Origin of the sequence: Streptomyces brasiliensis (genome assembly GCF_014647875.1) — a bacterium.
In the GTDB taxonomy this organism is placed as follows: Bacteria; Actinomycetota; Actinomycetes; order Streptomycetales; family Streptomycetaceae; genus Streptomyces; species Streptomyces brasiliensis.
This window is the reverse complement of the sequence record NZ_BMQA01000005.1, coordinates 142,725-162,929: the sequence shown is the minus strand read 5'-3', so window position 1 is coordinate 162,929 and position 20,205 is coordinate 142,725. Positions and strand designations below refer to the sequence as shown.

The 20,205-nt window shown below is 70.1% G+C and carries 17 protein-coding genes; 4 read left to right on the top strand and 13 right to left on the bottom strand.

The window, feature by feature from the left end:
• Window positions 1–112: 112 nt before the first annotated feature.
• Window positions 113–964 (top strand): transglutaminase family protein, encoded by an 852-nt coding sequence (locus IEZ19_RS10135; protein ID WP_189310784.1) that lies wholly within the window; start codon window positions 113–115, stop codon window positions 962–964.
• Between the two features lie 86 nt (window positions 965–1,050).
• Here IEZ19_RS10135 and IEZ19_RS10130 read toward each other — a convergent pair whose 3' ends face one another.
• The 8 genes from IEZ19_RS10130 to IEZ19_RS10095 all read right to left on the bottom strand — a co-directional run bounded on the left by IEZ19_RS10130 (window position 1,051) and on the right by IEZ19_RS10095 (window position 8,752).
• Window positions 1,051–1,665, bottom strand: a complete 615-nt coding sequence (locus tag IEZ19_RS10130; RefSeq protein WP_189310783.1) for a response regulator transcription factor — start codon at window positions 1,663–1,665, stop codon at window positions 1,051–1,053.
• On the bottom strand, window positions 1,662–2,855 hold the full coding sequence (locus tag IEZ19_RS10125; RefSeq protein WP_189310951.1) for a sensor histidine kinase: 1,194 nt from the start codon (window positions 2,853–2,855) through the stop codon (window positions 1,662–1,664). Before IEZ19_RS10125 ends, IEZ19_RS10130 begins: the two co-directional genes overlap by 4 nt.
• Before the next feature lie 5 nt (window positions 2,856–2,860).
• A complete protein-coding gene (locus tag IEZ19_RS10120) occupies window positions 2,861–3,601 on the bottom strand; it encodes an ABC transporter permease (protein WP_189310782.1) in 741 nt (246 codons plus the stop codon).
• Complete coding sequence (locus IEZ19_RS10115; protein WP_189310781.1) at window positions 3,598–4,533, bottom strand: ABC transporter ATP-binding protein; 936 nt, start codon at window positions 4,531–4,533, stop codon at window positions 3,598–3,600. Before IEZ19_RS10115 ends, IEZ19_RS10120 begins: the two co-directional genes overlap by 4 nt.
• A gap of 149 nt (window positions 4,534–4,682) precedes the next feature.
• Window positions 4,683–6,896 carry a hypothetical protein gene (locus tag IEZ19_RS10110; protein ID WP_189310780.1) on the bottom strand — a complete coding sequence of 738 codons (2,214 nt, stop codon included), beginning with the start codon at window positions 6,894–6,896 and terminating at the stop codon, window positions 4,683–4,685.
• Between the two features lie 156 nt (window positions 6,897–7,052).
• A complete protein-coding gene (locus tag IEZ19_RS10105) occupies window positions 7,053–7,469 on the bottom strand; it encodes a DUF6113 family protein (protein WP_189310779.1) in 417 nt (138 codons plus the stop codon).
• Complete coding sequence (gene mshB, locus IEZ19_RS10100; RefSeq protein WP_189310778.1) at window positions 7,466–8,329, bottom strand: N-acetyl-1-D-myo-inositol-2-amino-2-deoxy-alpha-D-glucopyranoside deacetylase; 864 nt, start codon at window positions 8,327–8,329, stop codon at window positions 7,466–7,468. Before mshB ends, IEZ19_RS10105 begins: the two co-directional genes overlap by 4 nt.
• 228 nt (window positions 8,330–8,557) lie before the next feature.
• Window positions 8,558–8,752 (bottom strand): hypothetical protein, encoded by a 195-nt coding sequence (locus IEZ19_RS10095; RefSeq protein ID WP_189310777.1) that lies wholly within the window; start codon window positions 8,750–8,752, stop codon window positions 8,558–8,560.
• Between the two features lie 190 nt (window positions 8,753–8,942).
• Between IEZ19_RS10095 and IEZ19_RS10090 the strand changes: the two genes are divergently transcribed.
• Complete coding sequence (locus tag IEZ19_RS10090) at window positions 8,943–11,072, top strand: S9 family peptidase (RefSeq protein WP_189310776.1); 2,130 nt, start codon at window positions 8,943–8,945, stop codon at window positions 11,070–11,072.
• Window positions 11,073–11,182: 110 nt separating this feature from the next.
• Here IEZ19_RS10090 and IEZ19_RS10085 read toward each other — a convergent pair whose 3' ends face one another.
• Genes IEZ19_RS10085 through IEZ19_RS10065 form a run of 5 tightly spaced genes read right to left on the bottom strand, consistent with a single transcriptional unit; the run spans window position 11,183 to window position 16,737 of the window.
• The gene (locus IEZ19_RS10085) at window positions 11,183–12,241 is read right to left on the bottom strand and encodes an ABC transporter ATP-binding protein (protein WP_189310775.1); all 1,059 of its coding nucleotides are present in this window, start codon (window positions 12,239–12,241) and stop codon (window positions 11,183–11,185) included.
• Window positions 12,225–13,208 (bottom strand): ABC transporter ATP-binding protein, encoded by a 984-nt coding sequence (locus tag IEZ19_RS10080; RefSeq protein WP_189310774.1) that lies wholly within the window; start codon window positions 13,206–13,208, stop codon window positions 12,225–12,227. The genes IEZ19_RS10085 and IEZ19_RS10080 overlap by 17 nt, the downstream gene beginning before the upstream one ends.
• Before the next feature lie 9 nt (window positions 13,209–13,217).
• The gene (locus tag IEZ19_RS10075; RefSeq protein ID WP_189310773.1) at window positions 13,218–14,189 is read right to left on the bottom strand and encodes an ABC transporter permease; all 972 of its coding nucleotides are present in this window, start codon (window positions 14,187–14,189) and stop codon (window positions 13,218–13,220) included.
• A complete protein-coding gene (locus IEZ19_RS10070) occupies window positions 14,182–15,105 on the bottom strand; it encodes an ABC transporter permease (protein WP_189310772.1) in 924 nt (307 codons plus the stop codon). The genes IEZ19_RS10075 and IEZ19_RS10070 overlap by 8 nt, the downstream gene beginning before the upstream one ends.
• Window positions 15,106–15,111: 6 nt before the next feature.
• The gene (locus IEZ19_RS10065; protein ID WP_189310771.1) at window positions 15,112–16,737 is read right to left on the bottom strand and encodes a peptide ABC transporter substrate-binding protein; all 1,626 of its coding nucleotides are present in this window, start codon (window positions 16,735–16,737) and stop codon (window positions 15,112–15,114) included.
• A 498-nt stretch (window positions 16,738–17,235) separates the two neighbouring features.
• On the opposite strand from IEZ19_RS10065, the gene IEZ19_RS10060 reads away from it, so the two are divergent.
• Entirely contained in the window at window positions 17,236–18,264 is a 1,029-nt protein-coding gene (locus IEZ19_RS10060) for an ABC transporter permease (protein WP_189310770.1), read from the top strand.
• Between the two features lie 84 nt (window positions 18,265–18,348).
• Window positions 18,349–20,109 carry an ABC transporter substrate-binding protein gene (locus IEZ19_RS10055; RefSeq protein WP_189310769.1) on the top strand — a complete coding sequence of 587 codons (1,761 nt, stop codon included), beginning with the start codon at window positions 18,349–18,351 and terminating at the stop codon, window positions 20,107–20,109.
• Window positions 20,110–20,205 lie beyond the last annotated feature (96 nt).

The following is a 20,205-nucleotide window of genomic DNA, read 5'->3' as shown; positions in this document are numbered from 1 at the left end:
AGCGCCACCCCATGGGCGACGACAAGCCCGGCGTCCCCGGCCCGTCTCCCGAGCCGGCCCCCCTCGGCGCGACCCGGCCGCACGGAACGTCGTGAAAGGGCACCGGTCCGCCATGCCTCCGCCCTATCCCCCGCCCCCGGACCGTTCCGCCGAACTGCGGCTGCGGTTCGGTGACGAGGCGCGGGCCGAGCGACCCGATCTCGCGACGCTCTGTCTGCTGATCGGCGCCGAGGCGGACGGGGCGCTCGACGAGGCCGGGATGGATGCCGCTCAGCTGGAGCTGGACCGGCTGGCGGGACAGTTGCCGTACCGGCCCGGTGGGCCCCTCGCCTGGGCCGACGCCACGCATCAGCTGCTCGGGGTGCGCTGCGAGTTCGGTGGGGTGCCGGCGGACTACCAGCGGCTGGAGTCGTCCCTGCTGCACGAGGTGCTGCGGCGGCGGCGTGGGCTGCCGATCCTGCTGTCGGTCGTGTGGATGGAGGTGGCCAGGCGGGCCGGGGCCCCGGTGTACGGGGTGGCGCTGCCGGGGCACTTCGTGGTCGGGTTCGGGCCGGCGCAGGAGCAGGTCCTGGCCGATCCGTTCGCCGGGGGGCGGGTGCTCACCGGTACCGATGCCGAGCTGCTGGTCGCAGGGGCCACCGGCGCGCCGCTGCACGCGTCGATGCTCGTGCCCGCGACGCCCGTGGACGTCGTACGGCGCATCCTGAACAACATCCGGGCCTGGGCCGCCGCGCGGCCGGAGCGCTCCGATGTCGCCCTGTGGGCCGTGGAGTTGTCCCTGCTGCTGCCCTCGCATCCGGCCCGGCTGCGCTACGAGCGGGCCCAACTGCTCGTCGAGCGCGGTGAGTTCATTACCGGAGCCGCCGAACTCGATGCCTATGCGGAGCTGGTGTCAGCGGTCGACGAACCTACCGCGCAGCGAGTGCGCCGGCAGGCGAACGCGGCCCGCGCCAAGCTCAACTGAGCCGAGCGGAACCGGACCCGAGCCCGGACCCGGATGCGAACCTGGACCCGGATGCGAACCTGGACCCGAGCCCGGATCGGAACCCGCTACAGCCAGCCCTTCTCCCGTGCCGTCCTGACCGCCTCCGCGCGGTTGCGCACCGCCAGTTTCTGGATGGCCGTGGAGAGGTAGTTGCGGACCGTGCCCTGGGAGAGGTGCAGGGTCCGGGCGAGTTCCGCGTTGGTCGAGCCGTCGGCCGCCGTGCGCAGCACCTCGCGCTCGCGGTCGGTGAGGGGGTTCGCGCCCTCGGCCAGGGCCGCCGCCGCGAGGGTGGGGTCGATGACCCGCTCGCCGGCAAGCACCTTGCGAACCGCTTCGGCGAGTTGGGCGGCGGGGGCGTCCTTGACCAGGAAGGCGTCGGCGCCCGCCTCCATGGCGCTGCGCAGATAGCCGGGGCGCCCGAACGTGGTGAGCACGACCAGTTTGACCGCGGGAAGTTCCCGGTGGACCTCGGCCGCGGCCTCGATGCCGGTGCAGCCCGGCATCTCGATGTCGAGCAACGCGACATCGACACCGTGCTCCCGCGCGGCGGCCAGCACCTCGTCGCCGCGGGCGACCTGGGCGACGACCTCGATGTCGTCCTCGAGGCCGAGCAGGGCGGCCAGGGCCTCCCGGACCATCGACTGGTCCTCGGCGAGGAGGACCTTGATCGTGCTGCTCATGCCCGGGATCCTACGTCCACGGACGGGGCCGCGGGCACGCGGGCGACGAGCCGGAAGCCGTGCCTGATCCGGCCCGCCTCCAGGCTGCCGCCCGCCTTCTCCAGGCGCTCGGTCAGACCGGTCAGGCCGTTGCCGGGCCCCTTGCCCGAGCCGCCCGAGCCGTCGTCCTCGACGGAGAGCTCGAGGACGGGGCCGTCCAGGGTCTGGCGGCGCAGCACCTCCACCGTGCAGCGCCGGGCACCGCTGTGCCGTACGACGTTGGTGACGGCCTCGCGCAGCGCCCAGGCGAGCGCGGACTCGGCCTCCTCGGGGACGCCGGTGAGGTCGGGGTCGGCCGGGGCCTCGACGACGACTCCCGCGGCGGTCAGGGCGACCTGGGCCCCGGCAAGTTCGGCGACCAGGCGCGGGCGCCGGTAGCCGGTGACCGCCTCGCGCACGTCGACCAGGGCCTGGCGGCTGACCTGCTCGATGTCGGCGACCTGCTGGGCGGCCTTCGCGGGGTGGTCGGGCAGCATCCGGCCCGCCAGCTCGCTCTTCAGCGTGATCAGGGAGAGCGAGTGGCCGAGCAGGTCGTGCAGGTCGCGGGCGAGGCGCAGGCGCTCCTCGTTGGCGGCGAGCTGGGCGACGGTGGCACGGGCCCTGCGCAACTCGATGGTCGTACGCACGAGTTGGCCGACGCCGGACATGGCGAAGCCGATCAGCAGCACCAGCAGGACCAGCTCGCGGGCCACGTCCGGACCGACGTGGCCGCCCACGGCCAGCATCAGGCCGGCCGTCGCCGGGACGGCGCCGTAGGCCACCCTCAGCGGCAGGGTCGCTCCGCAGGCCACCGAGACGTAGCAGTAGAGGCCGAGCCAGGAGCCGCCGAGGGTGAGCGACAACGCGGTCGCGAGCATGGCGAGGACGACGAGCAGGCCGACGACGAGCGGCATGGTGAACGGCGTCCCCATGTTCCGGAAGACCAGCGTCAGATAGACGCCGACGAACACCGCGAGGCCCAGCCAGCCCACGACGGTGCCGCCGGTGCTGTGGTTCCCGGCGACGAGGTCGCGGACCGGCGAGCCGAGGAAGACGAGCCAGACGCCGATCCACAGCAGCTTGCGCAGCACCGTCTCACGCTGGTTGCGGGGCGACTGTCCGATGGGCACCAGGGGCCCGCGCTTCGCCTCCACCGACACGGGGTCCGTCATGATGCTCACGCCTTCAGCGTGTCCTTCCGGTACAGCCAGGCCGCGCCGCCCGCGAACAGGACGAAGAAGACGGCGAGGATGGCGATGTCCTGGGCCGCCGGGGCCCGGCTCTGTTCGATGGCCCGGCCCAGGGCAGCGTACGCGTGCGTGGGCAGCCACTTCGCGATGTCCTGCAGCCACCGCGGGAAGGTCGTGGTCGGCATCCACAGGCCGCCCAGGATCGACAGCACGAAGTAGGTGATCATCGTGATCGGACGGACCGCGTCCCCGCCGGCCAGATACCCGATGGCGACGCCGAGCGCCGCGAAAACCAGGCTCCCGGCCCAGATCGCGGCGGTCAGGGCGATCCACGGCCAGGCGTCGAGGCGTACGTCCTTCACGGCCGCGGCGACGACGAAAACCACGACGATGGACGGCAGGCTCACCACGGCCGCGCTGGCGGTCTTCGCGAGGACGTAGCCGTGTCCCGGCAGGGTGGTCAGCCTGAGCTGGCGCACCCAGCCGTTCTCGCGCTCCTTGGCGATGCGCTCGCTGTTGCCCATCAGGACGGCCGTGAGCGCGCCGAAGGAGGCCATGGAGACCATCATGTACGTCGGCAGGGTCAGGCCGGTGCCGTCGATCTTCTCGGTGCTGTCCGCGTTGCCCGCGATGATCAGGAACAGCACCGACGGATACATCACCGAAAAGAACAGGAACTTGCGGTTGCGCAGGGCGCGGACGAGTTCGAGCTTGATCAGACCGTTCATGACGGCGTGGCCTCCTTGGCCTCCTCGGCCTCCGTGATGGCGACGAAGGCCTGCTCGAGCCCGAGTCCGGCGACTTCGAGGTTGCGGGGGTAGACGCCGAGGCCGTACAGGGCGTGCACGGTGGCGTCGGCGTCGCTGGACTGGATGCGGACGGTCTGGCCGGAGACACCGATCGAGGTGAGGAACGGCAGCGCGCGCAGGGCCTGTTCGTCGATGGTCCCGGTCAGGTCGAAGGAGACCCGGCGCGCCCCGGCCTTGGCCTTGATCTCGGCGGCGGTGCCGTCGGCGAGGAGCCGCCCGCGGTGCAGGACGAGCACGCGGTCGGCGATGGCGTCGGCCTCTTCGAGGTAGTGGGTGGCGAAGAGGACCGTACGGCCCTGCTCGGCCTGTTCGCGCATGGTGGACCAGAAGGCCTGGCGGGCGGAGACGTCCATGCCGGTGGTCGGCTCGTCCAGGACGATCAGGTCGCTGTCGCCCGCGGTGGCGAGGGCGAAGCGGACACGCTGGGCCTGGCCGCCGGAGAGCTTGTTGACCTTGCGGTCGGCGATCTGCGTGATACCGGCGCGGGCCAGCACGTCGGAGACCTGGTACGGCCTCGGGTGCAGGGCGCAGCCGAGCTTGACCAGTTCGGCGACGGTGACCTCGTCCATCAGCCCACCGCTCTGCAGCATGGCGCCCACCCGCCCGGCGACGATGGCCTCGCGCGGGCTGGTCCCGAAGACGCTCACGGTGCCGTTGTCGGCGGGCTTGAGCCCGAGCAAGAGATCGAGGGTGGTGGACTTGCCGGCCCCGTTGGGCCCGAGCAGAGCCACGGTCTCCCCCGGATGCAGGGCGAGCGTCAGCCCGTCGACGGCCCGCACGCTCCCGTAGACCTTGCTCACTTGATCGAACGCGACCACCGGGGTACCGGTGGCCACCGCTGTCGTTGTCATGGGGACCATGCTGGCGGCGAGGGCCGGAACCCCGGCAGTGTCGGGGGTCCTGACTGCCGGATGACAGATGTCATACGGCGCCGGTGACGTGGTCCACGACATGCGAGAGGGGCGCCCGGCCACCGCCGGGCGCCCCTTCGCGGGCCGGGTCAGTTGGGGTCGGTCTGGATCACGCCGACGCGATTCGTCCCGCTCGTCAGCGCCGTGCGCAGGGCTACGTACACGTCCTGCGGCGTGACGGCCGTCTTCTCGCCGTTGGCACGGGTGATCTTCACACCGTCGAAGGTCTGGCCGTAGAGCCCCTTCAGGGCGTCGAGGTCGGGCTTGTCGACCAGCTTGCCGTTGACCGCCGTCACCTTGAGGAACTTCCACAGGGAGTTCTGCGGGCTGAACTGGATCGAGTGCGCGGGGTCGGTCTGGACCGTGACGATGCCGGACATCGCCGGCTGCGCGAACTCCTTCATCTCGCGGTCGACCTCGGCGTTCGAGACCGTCGGCTGCTGGGTCGTCGTGGGGACCGTCACCGGGGCGGCCGTGCCGGTTTCCACCAGGGTGTGGTACGCCTGCTGGACCGCTGGGGTCGCCTGGGCGGCGGCGATGCCCTTGCCCGCCTTGCCGTAGACGGAGACCGCCTTGCCGGACTCGAACCTGATCGTGCCCTCCGTGACCGAACCGGAGCCGCCACCCGCGGCCTGCAGGGCCGCCTGGAGCTTCTCCTCGTCGACCGGCATGGCCGGTTCGATCTCCCGCTGCTGTCCGAAGAGCGAGCCGACCACGGTGACCGGGTTGTAGTCGCTCGTCGCGGCCTTGGCGACCGTGCTCTGGACGTCGAACTGGAGCCCCGCCTTGTCCGGCGTCAGCTCGACCGTCTTGCCGCCGACGGCCAGCTTCAGCGGCTTGTTGACCCGGCTGCCGAAGGTGTCGTCGAGCTTGTTGACCGCGTCGTCACGCGTGCCGCCGCCGATGTCGACGCCGAACACGGTGGTGCCCTTGGGCACGTCGGTGTGGTTCATCAGCAGCCCGGCGCCATAGGCACCGCCGAGGACCACCACCACGCCGACGCCGAGCAGGACCAGCTTGCTGCGGCCCTTCTTCTTCGGCTTGGGGGCCGCGGGCACGTTCTGCGCGACCGGCTCGGGCAGCTTCGGAGGCGTGTGCGGCACCGGGCCCTCGGGGTGGGCGCCCGGGCTGAACGGTGAGCCGCCCGCGGGCGGGACGACCGGGATGCCGCTCGTGACGGTGTGCCCGGAGACGTTGTCCGCCGGGTTGCCGTAGCCGGGCGTGCCCGGTTCCGGGGCCGGCTTCTGCGGAGTGAGGATCGCGGTGTCGTCGCTCAGGCCGCCACCGGGGCCGAGGTTCGCGCCGGGGCCGGGGCGCCTGCCGGGGCCGCCGGGACCGGCAGGGCCGCCGAAGGCCTCGCCGGGCTCCATGCCGGGGCCGCCGCCGACGGGCGGCACCATCGGGCCGTCGCCGGTGACCGGGCCGCTGGTCGGGCCGGCCGGACCGGTCGGGCCGTTGAAGCCTCCGCGACCGCCGGGGGCACCCGGGCCGCCCTGGCCGTTCGTACCGTCGGCGCCGCCCTGACCGCTGCCGTTCTCCGAGAAGAACGGCAGGTCGTCGCGACGCGGCTCACCGGCGCCGGGCCGCGAGCTACCGCCCAGCGGGCCCGCGGCGAGCGCCTCGGTGACGTCGAAGGAGCCCGTGCCGCCTCCGTGGCCGGGGGCGACGGGTCCACCGGTGGCACCGGGCAGCCCGGCGCCCTTCGCGGCACCCGTACGGCCGCCCGGCGCGCCCATGGAGCCGACGACCCCGCCCGGCCGGCCGCCCGGACGCGCGGCGCCCGGAGCACCGGCACCTCCCGGACGGGCAGCGCCAGGGGCACCCGGAGCCGCGCCCGCGGCGGCACCGGCCGCCGAACCGGCAGCCGTACCGGCGCCCTTTGTGCTCGTGCCGCCCTGACCGCCCTTGCCCGCACCGGACTTGCGCGGCGCGAACCAGTCGCTGGTCTTCTCCTCGGCGGCCGGCGCGGCGGGCTCGGCGGGAGCCTCCGCGGCGCTCGGCGCGGCCGGAGCGGGGGACGGCTGCGGGTGCTCCGCGGGCTTGTCGTCGGCGGAGCCCTCGGCGTCCGCGACGGGCGTACGCACGACGACCGGCGGAATGGGCCGCGACCCGGGGATGTTGATCCGGATCCGGGTCGTCAGCGTGGTCTCGGTCTTGCGCTCCTCCGGCTGCGCGGCCGCACGGCCCGCGTCCGTGCCGTCGTCGGAAACCATGGGGGTCCCGTACGGCGGCGTGCCCGAGGGGTATGCGGCTCCGCCGCGCCCGTTGGGCCCGGAGGACGGAGTGTCAGTATCACGACTCAAGGCAGGTTCTCCCGGTTGGCTCCGCCGCCCGTCACGACCTTGCTCGGGCGGCTCGGCGGCGCGCACCACCATACTGGCCACTTCTGGCCCGTATCCCACGACTGCCGGGGAAACCCACACGGCACTTGCACGCGCGGCTCACGGCGAAGTGGTACGTCACTTGGCAAGTCGGACGCCGTCGCCGCCCGGTTGCCTCCCCAGCCCGATGGTGGCGCAGATCACAGCCACCGCCATACCGCCGAGGAGGAAGAGATAGGAGCCGCCTCCCGCGCCGAAGAGGAAGTCTCCTTCCGGACGGCTCGCGGTGAGCAGGATGACGGCGAGCATCCAGCCGGCCGCGGGCGCGACCGCTCCGGCACGGCTGCCGGCGGCACGTGCTCCGCCGAGGAACAGCCCCGCGGAACCGGCCAGCGCGAGCAGCAGCCCGCCGGGGAACCAACCCGCTTGCACCAGCGAACCGGCGAGCCCCACGACGGCACCGAGCACGAACAGACCGGCGTACGCGGCGATCCGCCCGGCGGAGGGGCGCCGCAGCGGCTGCGCGAGCACCGGCCCGCGTCCCGCCGTACTCATGACGCCTCCCCGGCGGCGGGGCCGATCCCGGCGAACAGGTCGGTCTCGCCGGTCGCCTCCCCGTTCACCAGCTCGTAGTACTCGGTGGTGAGGATCGGCTGCGCCAGTTCGTTGGAGAGCGCGAAGTACGGTCCGGACACCTCGATCTGGGTGGCGTGCGCGCGCATCGCGGCGGCCTTGGCGGCGGTGTGGGCGGTGCCGTCGACGGCGGTGGTGATCCGGTCGGCGTCCACCACGCCCGGTACGTCGTCGACGGCGGCGCTCTTGGCGAAGGGCAGGCCGGGCAGGTCCGCTGCGAGGCGGGCGAAGGCGGCCTCGGCGACGGGGCGCGGGACGCGGTTCCAGTAGACCTTGGCGATACGGTGGCCGGCATCGGCGGCCAGCTCGACGGCGCGCATGGCGACGCGGTGGGCCTGGATGTGGTCGGGGTGGCCGTATCCGCCGTTGTCGTCGTAGGCGACGAGGACCTGGGGGCGGACCTCCAGGATCACCTCGGTGAGGAGTCCCGCGGCCTCGTCGACGTCGGCCTGCCAGAAGCTGTGCGGGTCGTCGTTGTCGGGCAGGCCCATCATCCCGGAGTCGCCGTACCGCCCGGCGCCGCCGAGCAGGCGGAAGTCCTCGACGCCCAGCTCGCGCATCGCTGCGGTCAGCTCGCGCAGCCGGTGCTCGCCAAGGGCCGCGCCGGTCAGATGCCGCAGCTCGGCGGGGATGACCTCGCCGCGCTCGCCCAGGGTGCAGGTGACCAGCGTGACGCGCGCTCCCTCGGCCGCGTACCTGGCCATGGTGGCGCCGTTGTTGATCGACTCGTCGTCCGGGTGCGCGTGCACCAGGAGCAGACGCCGGTCGGGCAGTTCCGTCATGCACCCCACCCTACGAGGCGGCACGGACAGCCCGGCCCCCTCCCCGCCCGGCCGTCACCCTTCCTCGTCGAGCACATGGGCGATGGCCGGCGCGAGGCGCTCGATCCAGTCGTGGCGGGCAGGTTCGTCAGGCTTGCGGAGGAAGGCAGGGGGGAAGCGGCAGAACAGGACGGCACGGAGATCGTCTCCGGCCGCCCGCGTGCACCGAAGACGCCTTCGCGGCAGCCGCTAGAACTTGATGCTGCCGATCATGCTGGCGAGGTTCGTCGTGAGGTCGCTGATGGTGGGGGCGACCGTCGAGGAGGCGAGATAGAAGCCGAGCAGCATGCAGACGACCGCGTGTCCGCCCTTCAGCCCTGACTTCTTGATCAGCAAGAAGACGATGATCGCCAGCAGCACCACCGCCGAAATCGAGAGTGCCACGGCGGCTCACCTCCAAGTGTCCCGGGGGATCGGGGAGTTCGGACTATGGGGGTTGCGAATCGGTACAGCAAGTCCGTACGGACGCCAGCGGGTTGATACCCACGCAGCGATAGTGATCATAACTATCCGTGCTCGCGCATCGCTCGGCGCACAGCCGCACAAGGGGGCGCATGGCCAATATGGTCGGGGCATGACGACCGAGCCTGACTCCTTCCCCCGACGGCACGCGCGCACCCAGCGGTTCACGCTCGGCGCGCCGCGCGCGTTCACCGTGGCTCCCGACGGTTCGCGTGTCGCGTTCCTGCGCTCGCACTCCGGCACGGACCGGGCCAACTCCCTGTGGGTTCTCGACATCGCGGACGGCGGGGAGCGCGTCGCCGCCGACCCGCGCGCCCTGCTGGGCGGCGCCGCGGAAGACCTCTCGCCCGAGGAGCGGGCACGCCGCGAGCGCAGCCGCGAGGGCGGCGCCGGCATCGTCGGCTATGCCACCGACACGGCCCTGGAACTGGCGTCTTTCGCCTTGTCAGGGCGGCTGTTCACGGCGGAGCTGCGAGCCGGCACGGCACGTGAACTCACCGTCCCCGGACCGGTGATCGACCCCCGTCCCTCCCCCGACGGACGGCACGTCGCGTACGTCGCCGAGGGCGCCCTGCGGGTGGTGGGCGCCGAGGGCGAGGGCGACCGAGCGCTGGCCGAGCCGGAGAGGGCCGATGTCGCCTACGGGCTCGCCGAGTTCATCGCAGCCGAGGAGATGGGGCGTGCGCGGGGCTTCTGGTGGGCTCCGGAGTCGGACCGGCTGCTCGTGGCGCGCGTGGACGACACGCCGGTGCGACGGTGGTGGATCGCCGACCCCGCCCATCCCGAGCGTGAGCCACACCACGTCGGCTATCCGGCGGCGGGCACCGCGAACGCGGAGGTACGGCTGTTCGTGGTGGGCCTGGACGGCGCGCGCACGGAGGTTCTCTGGGACCGGGCGCGCTATCCGTATCTGGCGCGAGTGCACTGGTCAGAGGCGGGTGCGCCGCTGCTTCTGGTGCAGGCGCGGGACCAGCGCAGCCAGCTGTTCCTGGCCGTGGACCCGGACGCCGGAACGACCCGGATGGTGCACGCCGACGAAGATCCAACTTGGCTTGAACTATTCCCCGGGGTGCCTTGCTGGAGCCCCTCGGGACAGCTCGTGCGGATCGCCGACGAGGGGGGCGCTCGGGTACTCGCGGTGGGTGAACGTCCGCTGACAAGTGCGCAGCTCCACCTCCGTGCGGTGCTCGACGTCGGCGCCGACGACGTGCTGGTCTCGGCGTCCGCCGGCGAGGAGGCTCAGTCGGCCGAAACGGGTGAGGTGCACGTCTACCGGGTGAACGAGCTGGGCGTGGAGCGCGTGTCGCAGGAGCCCGGGGTGCACTCGGCGGTGCGGGCCGGCGGGGCGACCGTGCTGATCTCCGCGACGCTCGGCCGGCCGGGTTCCCGGGCCCAGGTGCTGCATGACGGAAAACCGACGGCGACTGTCACGTCGTACGCCGAAGACCCCGGTTTGTCCCCGCGGGTGACCCTCACCGAGGGGGGCGCACGCCGAATTCCGTGCGCCGTGCTTATGCCACAGGACTACCACGGGGACACTCCCCTGCCGGTTTTGCTGGACCCCTACGGGGGTCCGCACGGCCCGCGCGTGGTCGCCGCACACAACGCGCATCTGACCTCGCAGTGGTTCGCCGACCAGGGCTTCGCGGTGGTCGTCGCCGACGGCCGGGGCACTCCCGGCCGCTCCCCGGCCTGGGAGAAGGCGGTGCACGGCGACTTCACGGTCTCCCTGGACGACCAGGTCGAGGCGCTCCAGGACCTCGCGACGCGCTTCCCGCTCGACCTGTCCCGGGTGGGCATCCGCGGCTGGTCGTACGGCGGCTGGCTGGCGGGCCTGGCCGTGCTGCGCCGCCCGGACGTCTTCCACGCGGGCATCGCGGGCGCCCCGGTCACCGACTGGCGCCTGTACGACACGCACTACACGGAGCGGTACCTGGGCGACCCGGCCCAGGACCCGGGGGCGTACGTGCGCAGCTCCCTCGTCACCGACGAGGGGCTGTCCGCCCCGGCCGAGCCGCACCGCCCGCTGATGATCGTGCACGGCCTGGCGGACGACAACGTGGTGGTCGCCCACACCCTGCGGCTGTCCTCGGCCCTGCTCGCCGCGGGCCGCCCGCACGAAGTGCTGCCCCTGTCAGGCGTCACGCACATGACGCCCCAGGAGCAGGTCGCCGAGAACCTGCTGCTGCTCCAGGTGGACTTCCTCAAGCGCTCCCTGGCACAACGTGATAAATCAGTATGAACTGCGTTAACACGCAGGCAACTTCACGGAAGCGGTACCGATATACGGACGCGCGACGCTGAACGGCGTACGGCCGTGCGGGTGCCGTGAACGGGCCGGGGTGCGCCATGTCACCCCGGCCCGTTGCCGTGCTCCTCCGCCGGTACGACCTGCTTCTCTTCCGCAAAGTGGCACGCCGAGTCGTGTGCCGCCGGACCGGCCGTGGACCGGAACCGGGAGGGCACCGCGAGCGCCGGCACCTCCCGGGCGCAGCGTTCCTGGGCCTTCCAGCAGCGGGTGCGGAAACGGCAGCCGGAGGGGATGTTCGTCGGGGACGGGACATCACCCGTGAGAATGATCCGCTCGCGGTGTTCCCGGGCGTCCGGGTCGGGGACGGGGACCGCGGACAGCAGGGCCTGGGTGTAGGGGTGCGTGGGGTGGTCGTAGATCTCCGCGTCCCTGCCGATCTCCACGATCCGCCCCAGGTACATCACCCCGACCCGGTCCGAGATGTGCCGGACGATCGACAGGTCGTGCGCGATGACGAGGTACGACAGCTCGAACTCGGCCTGCAGCCGGTCGAGGAGGTTGATGACCTGCGCCTGCACCGAGACGTCCAGCGCGGACACCGGCTCGTCGGCGACGATCACCTCGGGGCGCAGCGCCAGCCCCCGCGCGATGCCGATACGTTGGCGCTGGCCGCCGGAGAACTGGTGCGGATAGCGGTTGACGTACTCGGGGTTGAGGCCGACGACGTCCAGCAGCTCCTGGACCCGGCGGCGCCGGTCGCCCTTGGGGGCGGCCTCGGGGTGGATCTCGTACGGCTCCCCGATGATGTCGCCCACGGTCATCCGGGGGTTGAGGGAGGTGTACGGGTCCTGGAACACCATCTGGATGTTGCGGCGGACCGCCTTGAGGGCCTTGCCCGACAGCCTGGTGATGTCCTCGCCCTTGAAGCGGATCGAACCGGCCGTCGGCTTCTCCAGGTTGCACAGCATCTTGGCGAGGGTCGACTTGCCGCAGCCGGACTCGCCCACGATGCCGAGGGTCTCGCCGCGGCCGAGCGTGAAGTCGACGCCGTCGACCGCTTTCACGGTTCCGACCTGCTTCTTGAACAGGATGCCCCGGGTGAGCGGATAGTGCTTGACGAGTCCGCTGACCTCCAGGATCGGCTCAGTGGTCGAGGTCATGCAGGCACTCCCTCCAGAAGTGGCAGGCGCTGGCCCGCTCCTCGGAGACCTCGTACAGCGGCGGCTCGTCGGTCCGGCAGACGTCCCGGGCCATCGGGCAGCGGGGGTTGAAGGCGCAGCCGGGCGGGATGTCCATGAGGTTCGGCGGCAGGCCCTTGATGGCGTAGAGCTCCTGGCCCTTGTGGTCCAGGCGCGGGATGGAGTCCAGCAGGCCTCTGGTGTAGGGGTGGGCGGGTGCCTTGTAGAGGTCGTGGACGGGGGCCTGCTCGACGATCCGGCCCGCGTACATGACAGCGATCTGGTCGGCCACGTCCGCGACCACCCCCAGATCATGGGTGATCAGGATCAGGCCCATGGCGTACTCGCGCTGCAGCTCCGCGAGCAGGTCCATGATCTGGGCCTGGACGGTGACGTCGAGGGCGGTGGTGGGCTCGTCGGCGATGACGAGGGCCGGTTCCAGGGCCAGCGCCATGGCGATCATGATGCGCTGGCGCATGCCGCCGGAGAACTGGTGGGGATAGTCGCGCACCCGCTCGGCGGCGGCCGGGATGCGCACCCGCTCCATCAGCTCGACCGCCCTCGCCCGCGCGTCCTTCTTCGACATCCCGCGGTGCACGACGAACATCTCGCCGAGCTGGTCGCCCACGGAGAGCACCGGGTTCAGGGCCGACAGCGCGTCCTGGAAGATCATCGCCATCCCGGCGCCGCGGACCTTCCGCCGCTCCTCCTCCTTCAGCTTCAGCAGGTCCTGGCCGCGGAAGAGGATCTCACCGCCCGTGATCCGCCCGGGCGGCATGTCGAGGATCCCCATCACGGCCTGCGCCGTCACGGACTTGCCCGAGCCGGACTCGCCGAGCACGGCGAGGGTCTGCCCCGCGTCCACGCCGTACGAGACGCCGTTGACGGCGCGGGCGATGCCGTCCCGCGTCCTGAACTCCACGTGCAGGTCCCGCACTTCGAGCAGCATGACGGCGCGTCACCTCAGCTTCGGGTCGAGGGCGTCGCGCACCGCGTCGCCGAGCATGATGAAGGCCAGGACCGTGATCGCCAGCGCGCCCGAGGGCCACAGCAGGGCGTGCGGGGCGTTGCGGATGTAGGGGGAGGCGGCGGAGATGTCGATGCCCCAGGAGACGCTGGGCGGTTTGAGCCCGACGCCGAGGTACGACAGGGTCGCCTCCAGCGAGATGTAGGTGCCGAGCGCGATGGTCGCCACGACGATCACCGGTGCCACGGCATTCGGGGCGATGTGGCGCAGCAGGATGCGGGAGTCGGAGGCGCCCAGGGCACGCGCGGCCTGCACATAGTCGTTCTGCTTGGACGTGATGACCGAGCCGCGGGCGATGCGGGAGATCTGCGGCCAGCCCAGCAGCACCATGAACCCGATGACGGGCCAGACCGTGTTGCTGGTCACCACGGACAGCAGGACCAGACCGCCGAGGACGACCGGGATCGCGAAGAACACGTCGGTGATCCGCGACAGCACCGAGTCCCACACCCCGCCGTAGTACCCGGCGAGCCCGCCGAGCACCGACCCGAGGATCGTCACCCCGAGCGTGGCGCAGACACCGACCGTGACGGACGTTCGGGCGCCGTACACGGTCCGTGTGTAGACGTTGCAGCCCTGACCGTCGTACCCGAACGGGGCACCCGGCTGCGAGCCCTGCTGCGACTTGGCCAGCTCGCACTGGAGGGGACTGCCGGAGGTGATCAGCGAGGGCCACAGGGAGATGACGACGAGGAAGAGGATCACGAGCGAGGAGACGAGGAAGACGGGGTTGCGACGCAGGTCGTGCCATGCGTCGGACCACAGGGAACGGGGTTTGCCGGCCGGGCCCGTGCCGAGCGGCCCCCCGGGCACCTTCTCCAGCGTCTCGGCCTCGCTCGCCGCGAGGTCCATCCCCCCGCCCATACCGGTGCCCGCGATCACACCGTCCGACTGCTCAGGCATAGCGGATCCTCGGGTCGAGTACGGCGTAGAGGAGGTCGACGAGCAGGTTGGCCACCAGGAAGACGAGGACGAGGACGGTCACGAAGCCGACGACGGTCTGGGTGTTCTGCCGCAGGATGCCCTGGTAGAGCTGGTAGCCGACGCCATGGATGTTGAAGATGCGCTCGGTGACGATGGCTCCTCCCATCAGCGCGCCGATGTCGGTGCCGATGAACGTGACGACGGGGATGAGGGAGTTGCGCAGCAGGTGCCGGGTGATGACCCGGTGCCGGGGCAGGCCCTTGGCGATCGCCGTACGGACGTAGTCGGACCGCTTGTTCTCCGCGATGGAGGTGCGGGTCAGCCGGGTCACATAGGCGAGGGACACGGACGCGAGGACCAGGCCCGGCACGATCAGCTCGCCGAACGGCGCGTCCGGGGAGACGGACGGCTGGATCCACTGCCACTCGACGCCGAGCAGGATTTGGAGCACGAGGCCGGTGACGAAGACGGGCACCGAGATGACGACCAGGGTGCCCACCAGGACCGTCGTGTCGATCGGCCGGCCGCGCCGCAGGCCGGTGACCACGCCCAGAGTGATGCCGACGACGATCTCGAAGAGGATCGCCACGATCGTCAGCCGGATCGTCACGGGGAACGCCGTCGCCATCAGCTCGGTGACCGGCTGCCCGTTGAACGCCGTACCGAAGTCACCGGTGAAGACGTCCCCCATGTAGGTCAGGTATTGCTGCCACAACGGCTTGTCGAGGCCGAACTCCCTCTTCAGCTGCGCGGCCGTCGCCGGGTCGCACGCCCGCTCTCCGCACAGTCCGGCGATGGGGTCGCCCATCACGTTCACCATCAGGAAGATCAGCAGCGTGGCCCCGACGAAGACCGGGATCATCTGCAGCAGCCGCCGGACGACATAGCGTCCCATGGCGGCTCAGCCGACCTTGATCTCGTTGTAGACGGGGACGCTGAACGGGTTCAGCGCCACGTTCGACAGCCGCTGCGAGTAGCCCGCGCTGCCGTTCTGGTACCAGAGCGGGATGGCGGCCATGTTGTCGCGTACGACCTTCTCGGCCTCCTGGAAGGTCTGGACGGCCTTGGCCGTGTCGGTCTCGGCGTTGGCCCGGTCGACGAGTCTGTCGAAGTCCTTGTTGGACCACTTGCCGTCGTTGGAGGACGCTCCCGTGTAGTAGAGCGGCTGGAGGAAGTTCTGGATCAGCGGATAGTCCATCTGCCAGCCGGCCCGGAACGGCCCGGTCAGCTTGTGCTGCCCGATCTGGTTGCGGAAGTCCGCGAAGGTGCCGACCGGGTTGCCGACGCACGCCTTGTCGTTGCCGAGCGCGTTGTTGATGGAGTTGCACACGGCGTCGATCCACTCGCGGTGCGAGCCGGTGTCGGCGTTGTAGGTGATCCTGACCTGGCCGCCGGGGATCCCGCCGCCCTCCTGGACCAGCTTCTTCGCCTCGGCCGGTTTGTACTCGCAGCCGTCGCCGCACAGCCCTTCCTTGAAGCCGCCCGCAACTCCGAGGACGGGTGAGGTCCAGTCGCTGGCGGGGGTGCGGGTCTTCTGGAAGATGGTGTCGGTGATCTGCGCGCGGTTGATGGCCATGGACAGTCCCTTGCGGACCTTCTCCGAGCCGCTCTTGTTCCAGGCCGGGTCGTAGAACGGGAACGCGAGCGTCTGGATGATGCCGGCCGGGGTGTTGATGTAGCGGTCGCCGAGGTCGTTCTTCACGTTCTTGAGCTGGGCGGCGGGGATGTCGTCGACGAGGTCGAGGTTGCCGGCCATCAGATCGGTGTAGGCGGTGTTGCCGTCCGTGTAGACCTTGAGGGTCACGCCGTCGTTCCGCGCCTTGTCGTCACCCGGGTAGGCGTCCCACTTCCGCAACTCCATCTGCGAGCCCTTGGTGTACGACTCGATGGCGTACGGCCCGTTGCCGACCGGTTTGGCGAGCCAGCCGGCGTGATCGGTGAAGAACGACTGCGGCAGCGGGGCGAAGGCCGCGTAGCCGAGGGTGTCGGGGAAGCCGGAGAACTTCTGGTTGAGCCGGACGGTGAAGGTCCTGTCGCCCGTGACCTTGAGACCGTCGAGCTTCTCGGCGGTCTGCGAGCCGCCCCCCGGGTGGACCTTGTCGTAGCCCTCGATGTAGCCGAAGAAGTACGCGTTCTTCTGGTTGTTCCTGAGGCTCGCGCCGTAGTTCCAGGCGTCGACGAAGGACTTGGCGGTCACCTTCTCGCCGTTGCTGAAGGTCCAGCCGTCCTTGACCGTGATGGTGAAGTTCTGCGAGTCCGAGGTGTCGATCTTCTCGGCGAGCATGTTCTCGGCCGCGCCGGTCTTCGGGTTGTAGCGCTTCAGCCCGCGGAAGATCATGTCGAGGACCTTGCCGCCCTGCACCTCGTTGGTGTTCGACGGCTCCAGCGGGTTCTGCGGGTCACCCCAGGAGGAGCTGAGCACCCCGTCGGCCGAGCCGCCGCTCCCGCCACCGCCACCGCAGGCCGTCGCGGCCAGCGCCATCGCCGCCGCGCCCGCGGCCCATCGGGCGTGCCTGGCTCCCCGCATGGCGTGCCTCCTTGGTGAATAACGGTCCATTACCGGTCAATATCCGTCTAAGCGGCTCATATTGCATGGAAGCGCCACCCGACCGAGGACCTTCAGGAGACCGGATCATCCGGATGCACGCAGGGCGCTCGGGAGGGGGTGGACGATCTCCACGAGAGGGTCCCGACGATCTTCGGACAGGACGCAATGGATCTTCGCGATCCGATGCCGAACCGTTGGATCACGACCCTCGGATGTACGAATTTCGACACTTCGGCGTCCGCATATCGAACTTGTTGCCTGAATAGTCCAGTTAGCCCGAATTAAAACACGGATCGATCACGGGAGTCTACCCGCGTAGCTACGAAAAGGTCATGTCGAGGCAAAGAAGGTAAAGAGAAACCCAACTTGACCGAGAATTTATTGACCTTGAATGAATTGCGTTGAAAAAGTCCGGCGTAGCCCGTAGGGGAGCGTGCCCTGCGGAGTCATCAGACCCTCCCTTGGGCCAGGAGCACCATGACCCCCCCAACTCCATCCGCGGCTGCCCCGCTCGAGGTGACCGACGAGAGCGTCGAGAAGCCGATCGCATCGGGCAGTCCGAAGGGCGGCGAGAGCCGCTCTCCGGGACGCTTGGCCTGGAAGCGGTTCAAGCGTGACCGGACGGGCGTTATATCCGCCTACGTCGTGATCTTCTTCTTCGTGGTCGCGATAGCGGCGCCGCTGATAGCCAAGCTCTACGGCAAGGACCCGTACACCACGTACGCGAGCCAGGACCCGAGCCTGCTCGACGCCTTCTCGTATCCCGCGGGCCCCAACGGCGGCATGAGTTCGCAGTTCTGGTTCGGCGTCGAGCCGCAGCTCGGCCGGGACGTCTTCACGTTCCTGCTCTACGGCATCCGCACCTCGCTGGGCATCGCCGTGGCCGCCACGATCCTCACCGTGGTCGCCGGCGTCGTGGTCGGCGTCACGGCCGGCTATCTGGGCGGCAAGACCGACTACCTCGTCGGCCGGGTCATCGACATCCTGCTCTCGTTCCCGTCCACGCTGTTCTTCATCGCGTTCATGCCGGTCGTCTACGGCATCTTCGTCGCCCCCGACGACAACATCCCGACCTGGCTGCGCGCCACCGCCCTGATCGTGGTCCTCTCCACGTTCGGCTGGGCCTCCATCGCGCGTCTGCTGCGGGGTCAGGTGCTGGGCCTGCGCGAGCGTGAGTTCGTCGAGGCGGCCAAGGTCACGGGTGCGCCCCCGATGCGCATCGTGTTCAAGGAGCTGCTGCCGAACCTGTGGACGCCGATCATCATCCAGTCCACGCTGCTGCTCCCGGCCCTCGTGACCACCGAGGCGGGTCTGTCCTTCCTCAGCGTCGGCATCATCGACCCGACCCCGGACTGGGGCGTCATGATCGCCCGAGGCGCCCAGTTCTACTCCCAGGACATCACCTTCATGCTCTTCCCGGGCATCTCGATGGTGCTCTTCGTCGTCGCCTTCAACCTGCTCGGCGACTCCGTGCGCGACGCCCTCGACCCGAAGTCGAAGCGGTAGCACCCCCCTCTTCACCCGGCCCGGTTCGATGACGTCCGGCTGGTTCCGACCGCCCGAATTGACCCCCCCCTAGGCAGGCTCAGCATGTCCTTTTCCCGTAGAAACTTCCTGATCGCCACCGGCGTGGCCGCGGCCTCCACGACCGTGCTGAGCGCCTGCGGCAGCAGCGACAAGGGCTCCTCCGCCGACAAGAACATCCCGTCGGTGAGCAAGGCCAAGACCATGAACATCCCGGTCGGCACCAAGGCCGACTCGACGGGTCCGGCCCCGGAGGTCGCGGGCGCGGTCAAGGGCGGGACGGTCTACGGCCTCGACCAGTTCGACATGGACCACCTGGACCCGGCCCAGATCTACGTGGCCACCGAGGGCGCCATCACCCGGCCGATCCTGCGCGGTCTGACCGGTTACAAGATCGACGACAAGGGCGGCTGCACGCTCGTCGGCGACGTCGCCACCGATGCCGGCACCATGAAGAACGGCGGCAAGACCTGGTCGTTCACGATCAAGGACGGCATCAAGTGGGAGGACGGCTCCGACCTCTCCATGGACGACGTCCGCCACACCTTCGAGCGCCTCTTCGCCTCCTTCGTCACCGAGGGTCCGCGCTACGTCCAGCAGTGGCTGGCCGGCGGCGACAAGTACAAGGGCCCCTACGACGGCAAGAAGCTCGCCTCGATCGAGGTCTCCGGGAAGACCATCACCTTCCACCTCACCGAGGCCCGCACCGACTTCAACTTCACGCTGGCCATGGCGGGCTACAGCCTCGTGAACAAGAAGAAGGACACCAAGGAGAAGTACGACAAGCGCCCGTACGCCCTCGGTCCCTACAAGATCGGGGACCGTCAGATCGGCAAGTCGCTGACGTACGTCCGCAACGAGCACTGGGACCCGCAGACGGACGCGATCCGCAACGCCTACCCGGACCAGTACGCCTTCCAGTTCGGCTTCGAGCTGGTCGCCTCCACCGACCGCTTCATCGCGGACAACGGCAACGACCAGTACGCGATGTCGATCTACAACGAGGTCGCCCCCGAGCGCATCGCCCAGGTGCTCACCAACGCCACGCTGAAGAAGCGCGTCCTCACCCAGGTCGACACGGTCACCTACTACTGGCCGATCAACATGACCCGGATCAAGGACGTCAAGGTCCGCCAGGCCATCAACTGTGCCTGGCCGCACCTGCAGCTGCAGACGATCCGCGGCGGCAAGGCCACCAGCGAGCTGGCGACCACCATCCTCAGCCCGGTGACCCCCGGCTACAGCAAGTTCGACCTGTACGGCACGGACAAGAAGCCGGGCGGCGACCCGGTCAAGGCCAAGGCCCTCCTGAAGGAGGCAGGCAAGGTCGGCCAGAAGCTGGTCATCGCCTACCAGCAGTCGGACAACTCCGTGAAGCAGGCCGTCGCCATCAAGAACGCGCTGGAGGCCGCCGGCTTCCAGGTCGTCAACAAGCAGATCGACAAGTCGACCTTCTACACCCAGATCGGCAAGATCGACAACGGCTTCGACCTGATGGCGGCGGGTTGGAGCCCGGACTGGCCGAACGGCTACTCGGTCTTCTACCCCTGCTGGAGCGGCGAGAACATCGGTGACGGCCGCAGCAACTACGCCCAGCTGAACGACCCGAGCGTGAACAAGGCGATCAATGCGGCCGCCAAGATCACGGACGTCGATGAGGCCAACAAGGCCTGGGGTACCGTCGACCGGCAGATCATGGAGCTGGCGGCGGTCGTCCCGGACTACCACAAGATCCGCAACTGGATGCACGGCTCCAAGGTCGGCAACCTCGTCTACGACGCCGGCAACACGTGCGTCGCTCTCACCAAGCTGTACGTCAAGAAGTAAGCGCGCTAGCCCTCGGAGGGGCGGTCACCACCCGGCCGCCCCTCCGGCTCACCCCCTAACCCCGGCGACGGCGCCCCGTCCGGAAAGTCACGCCCC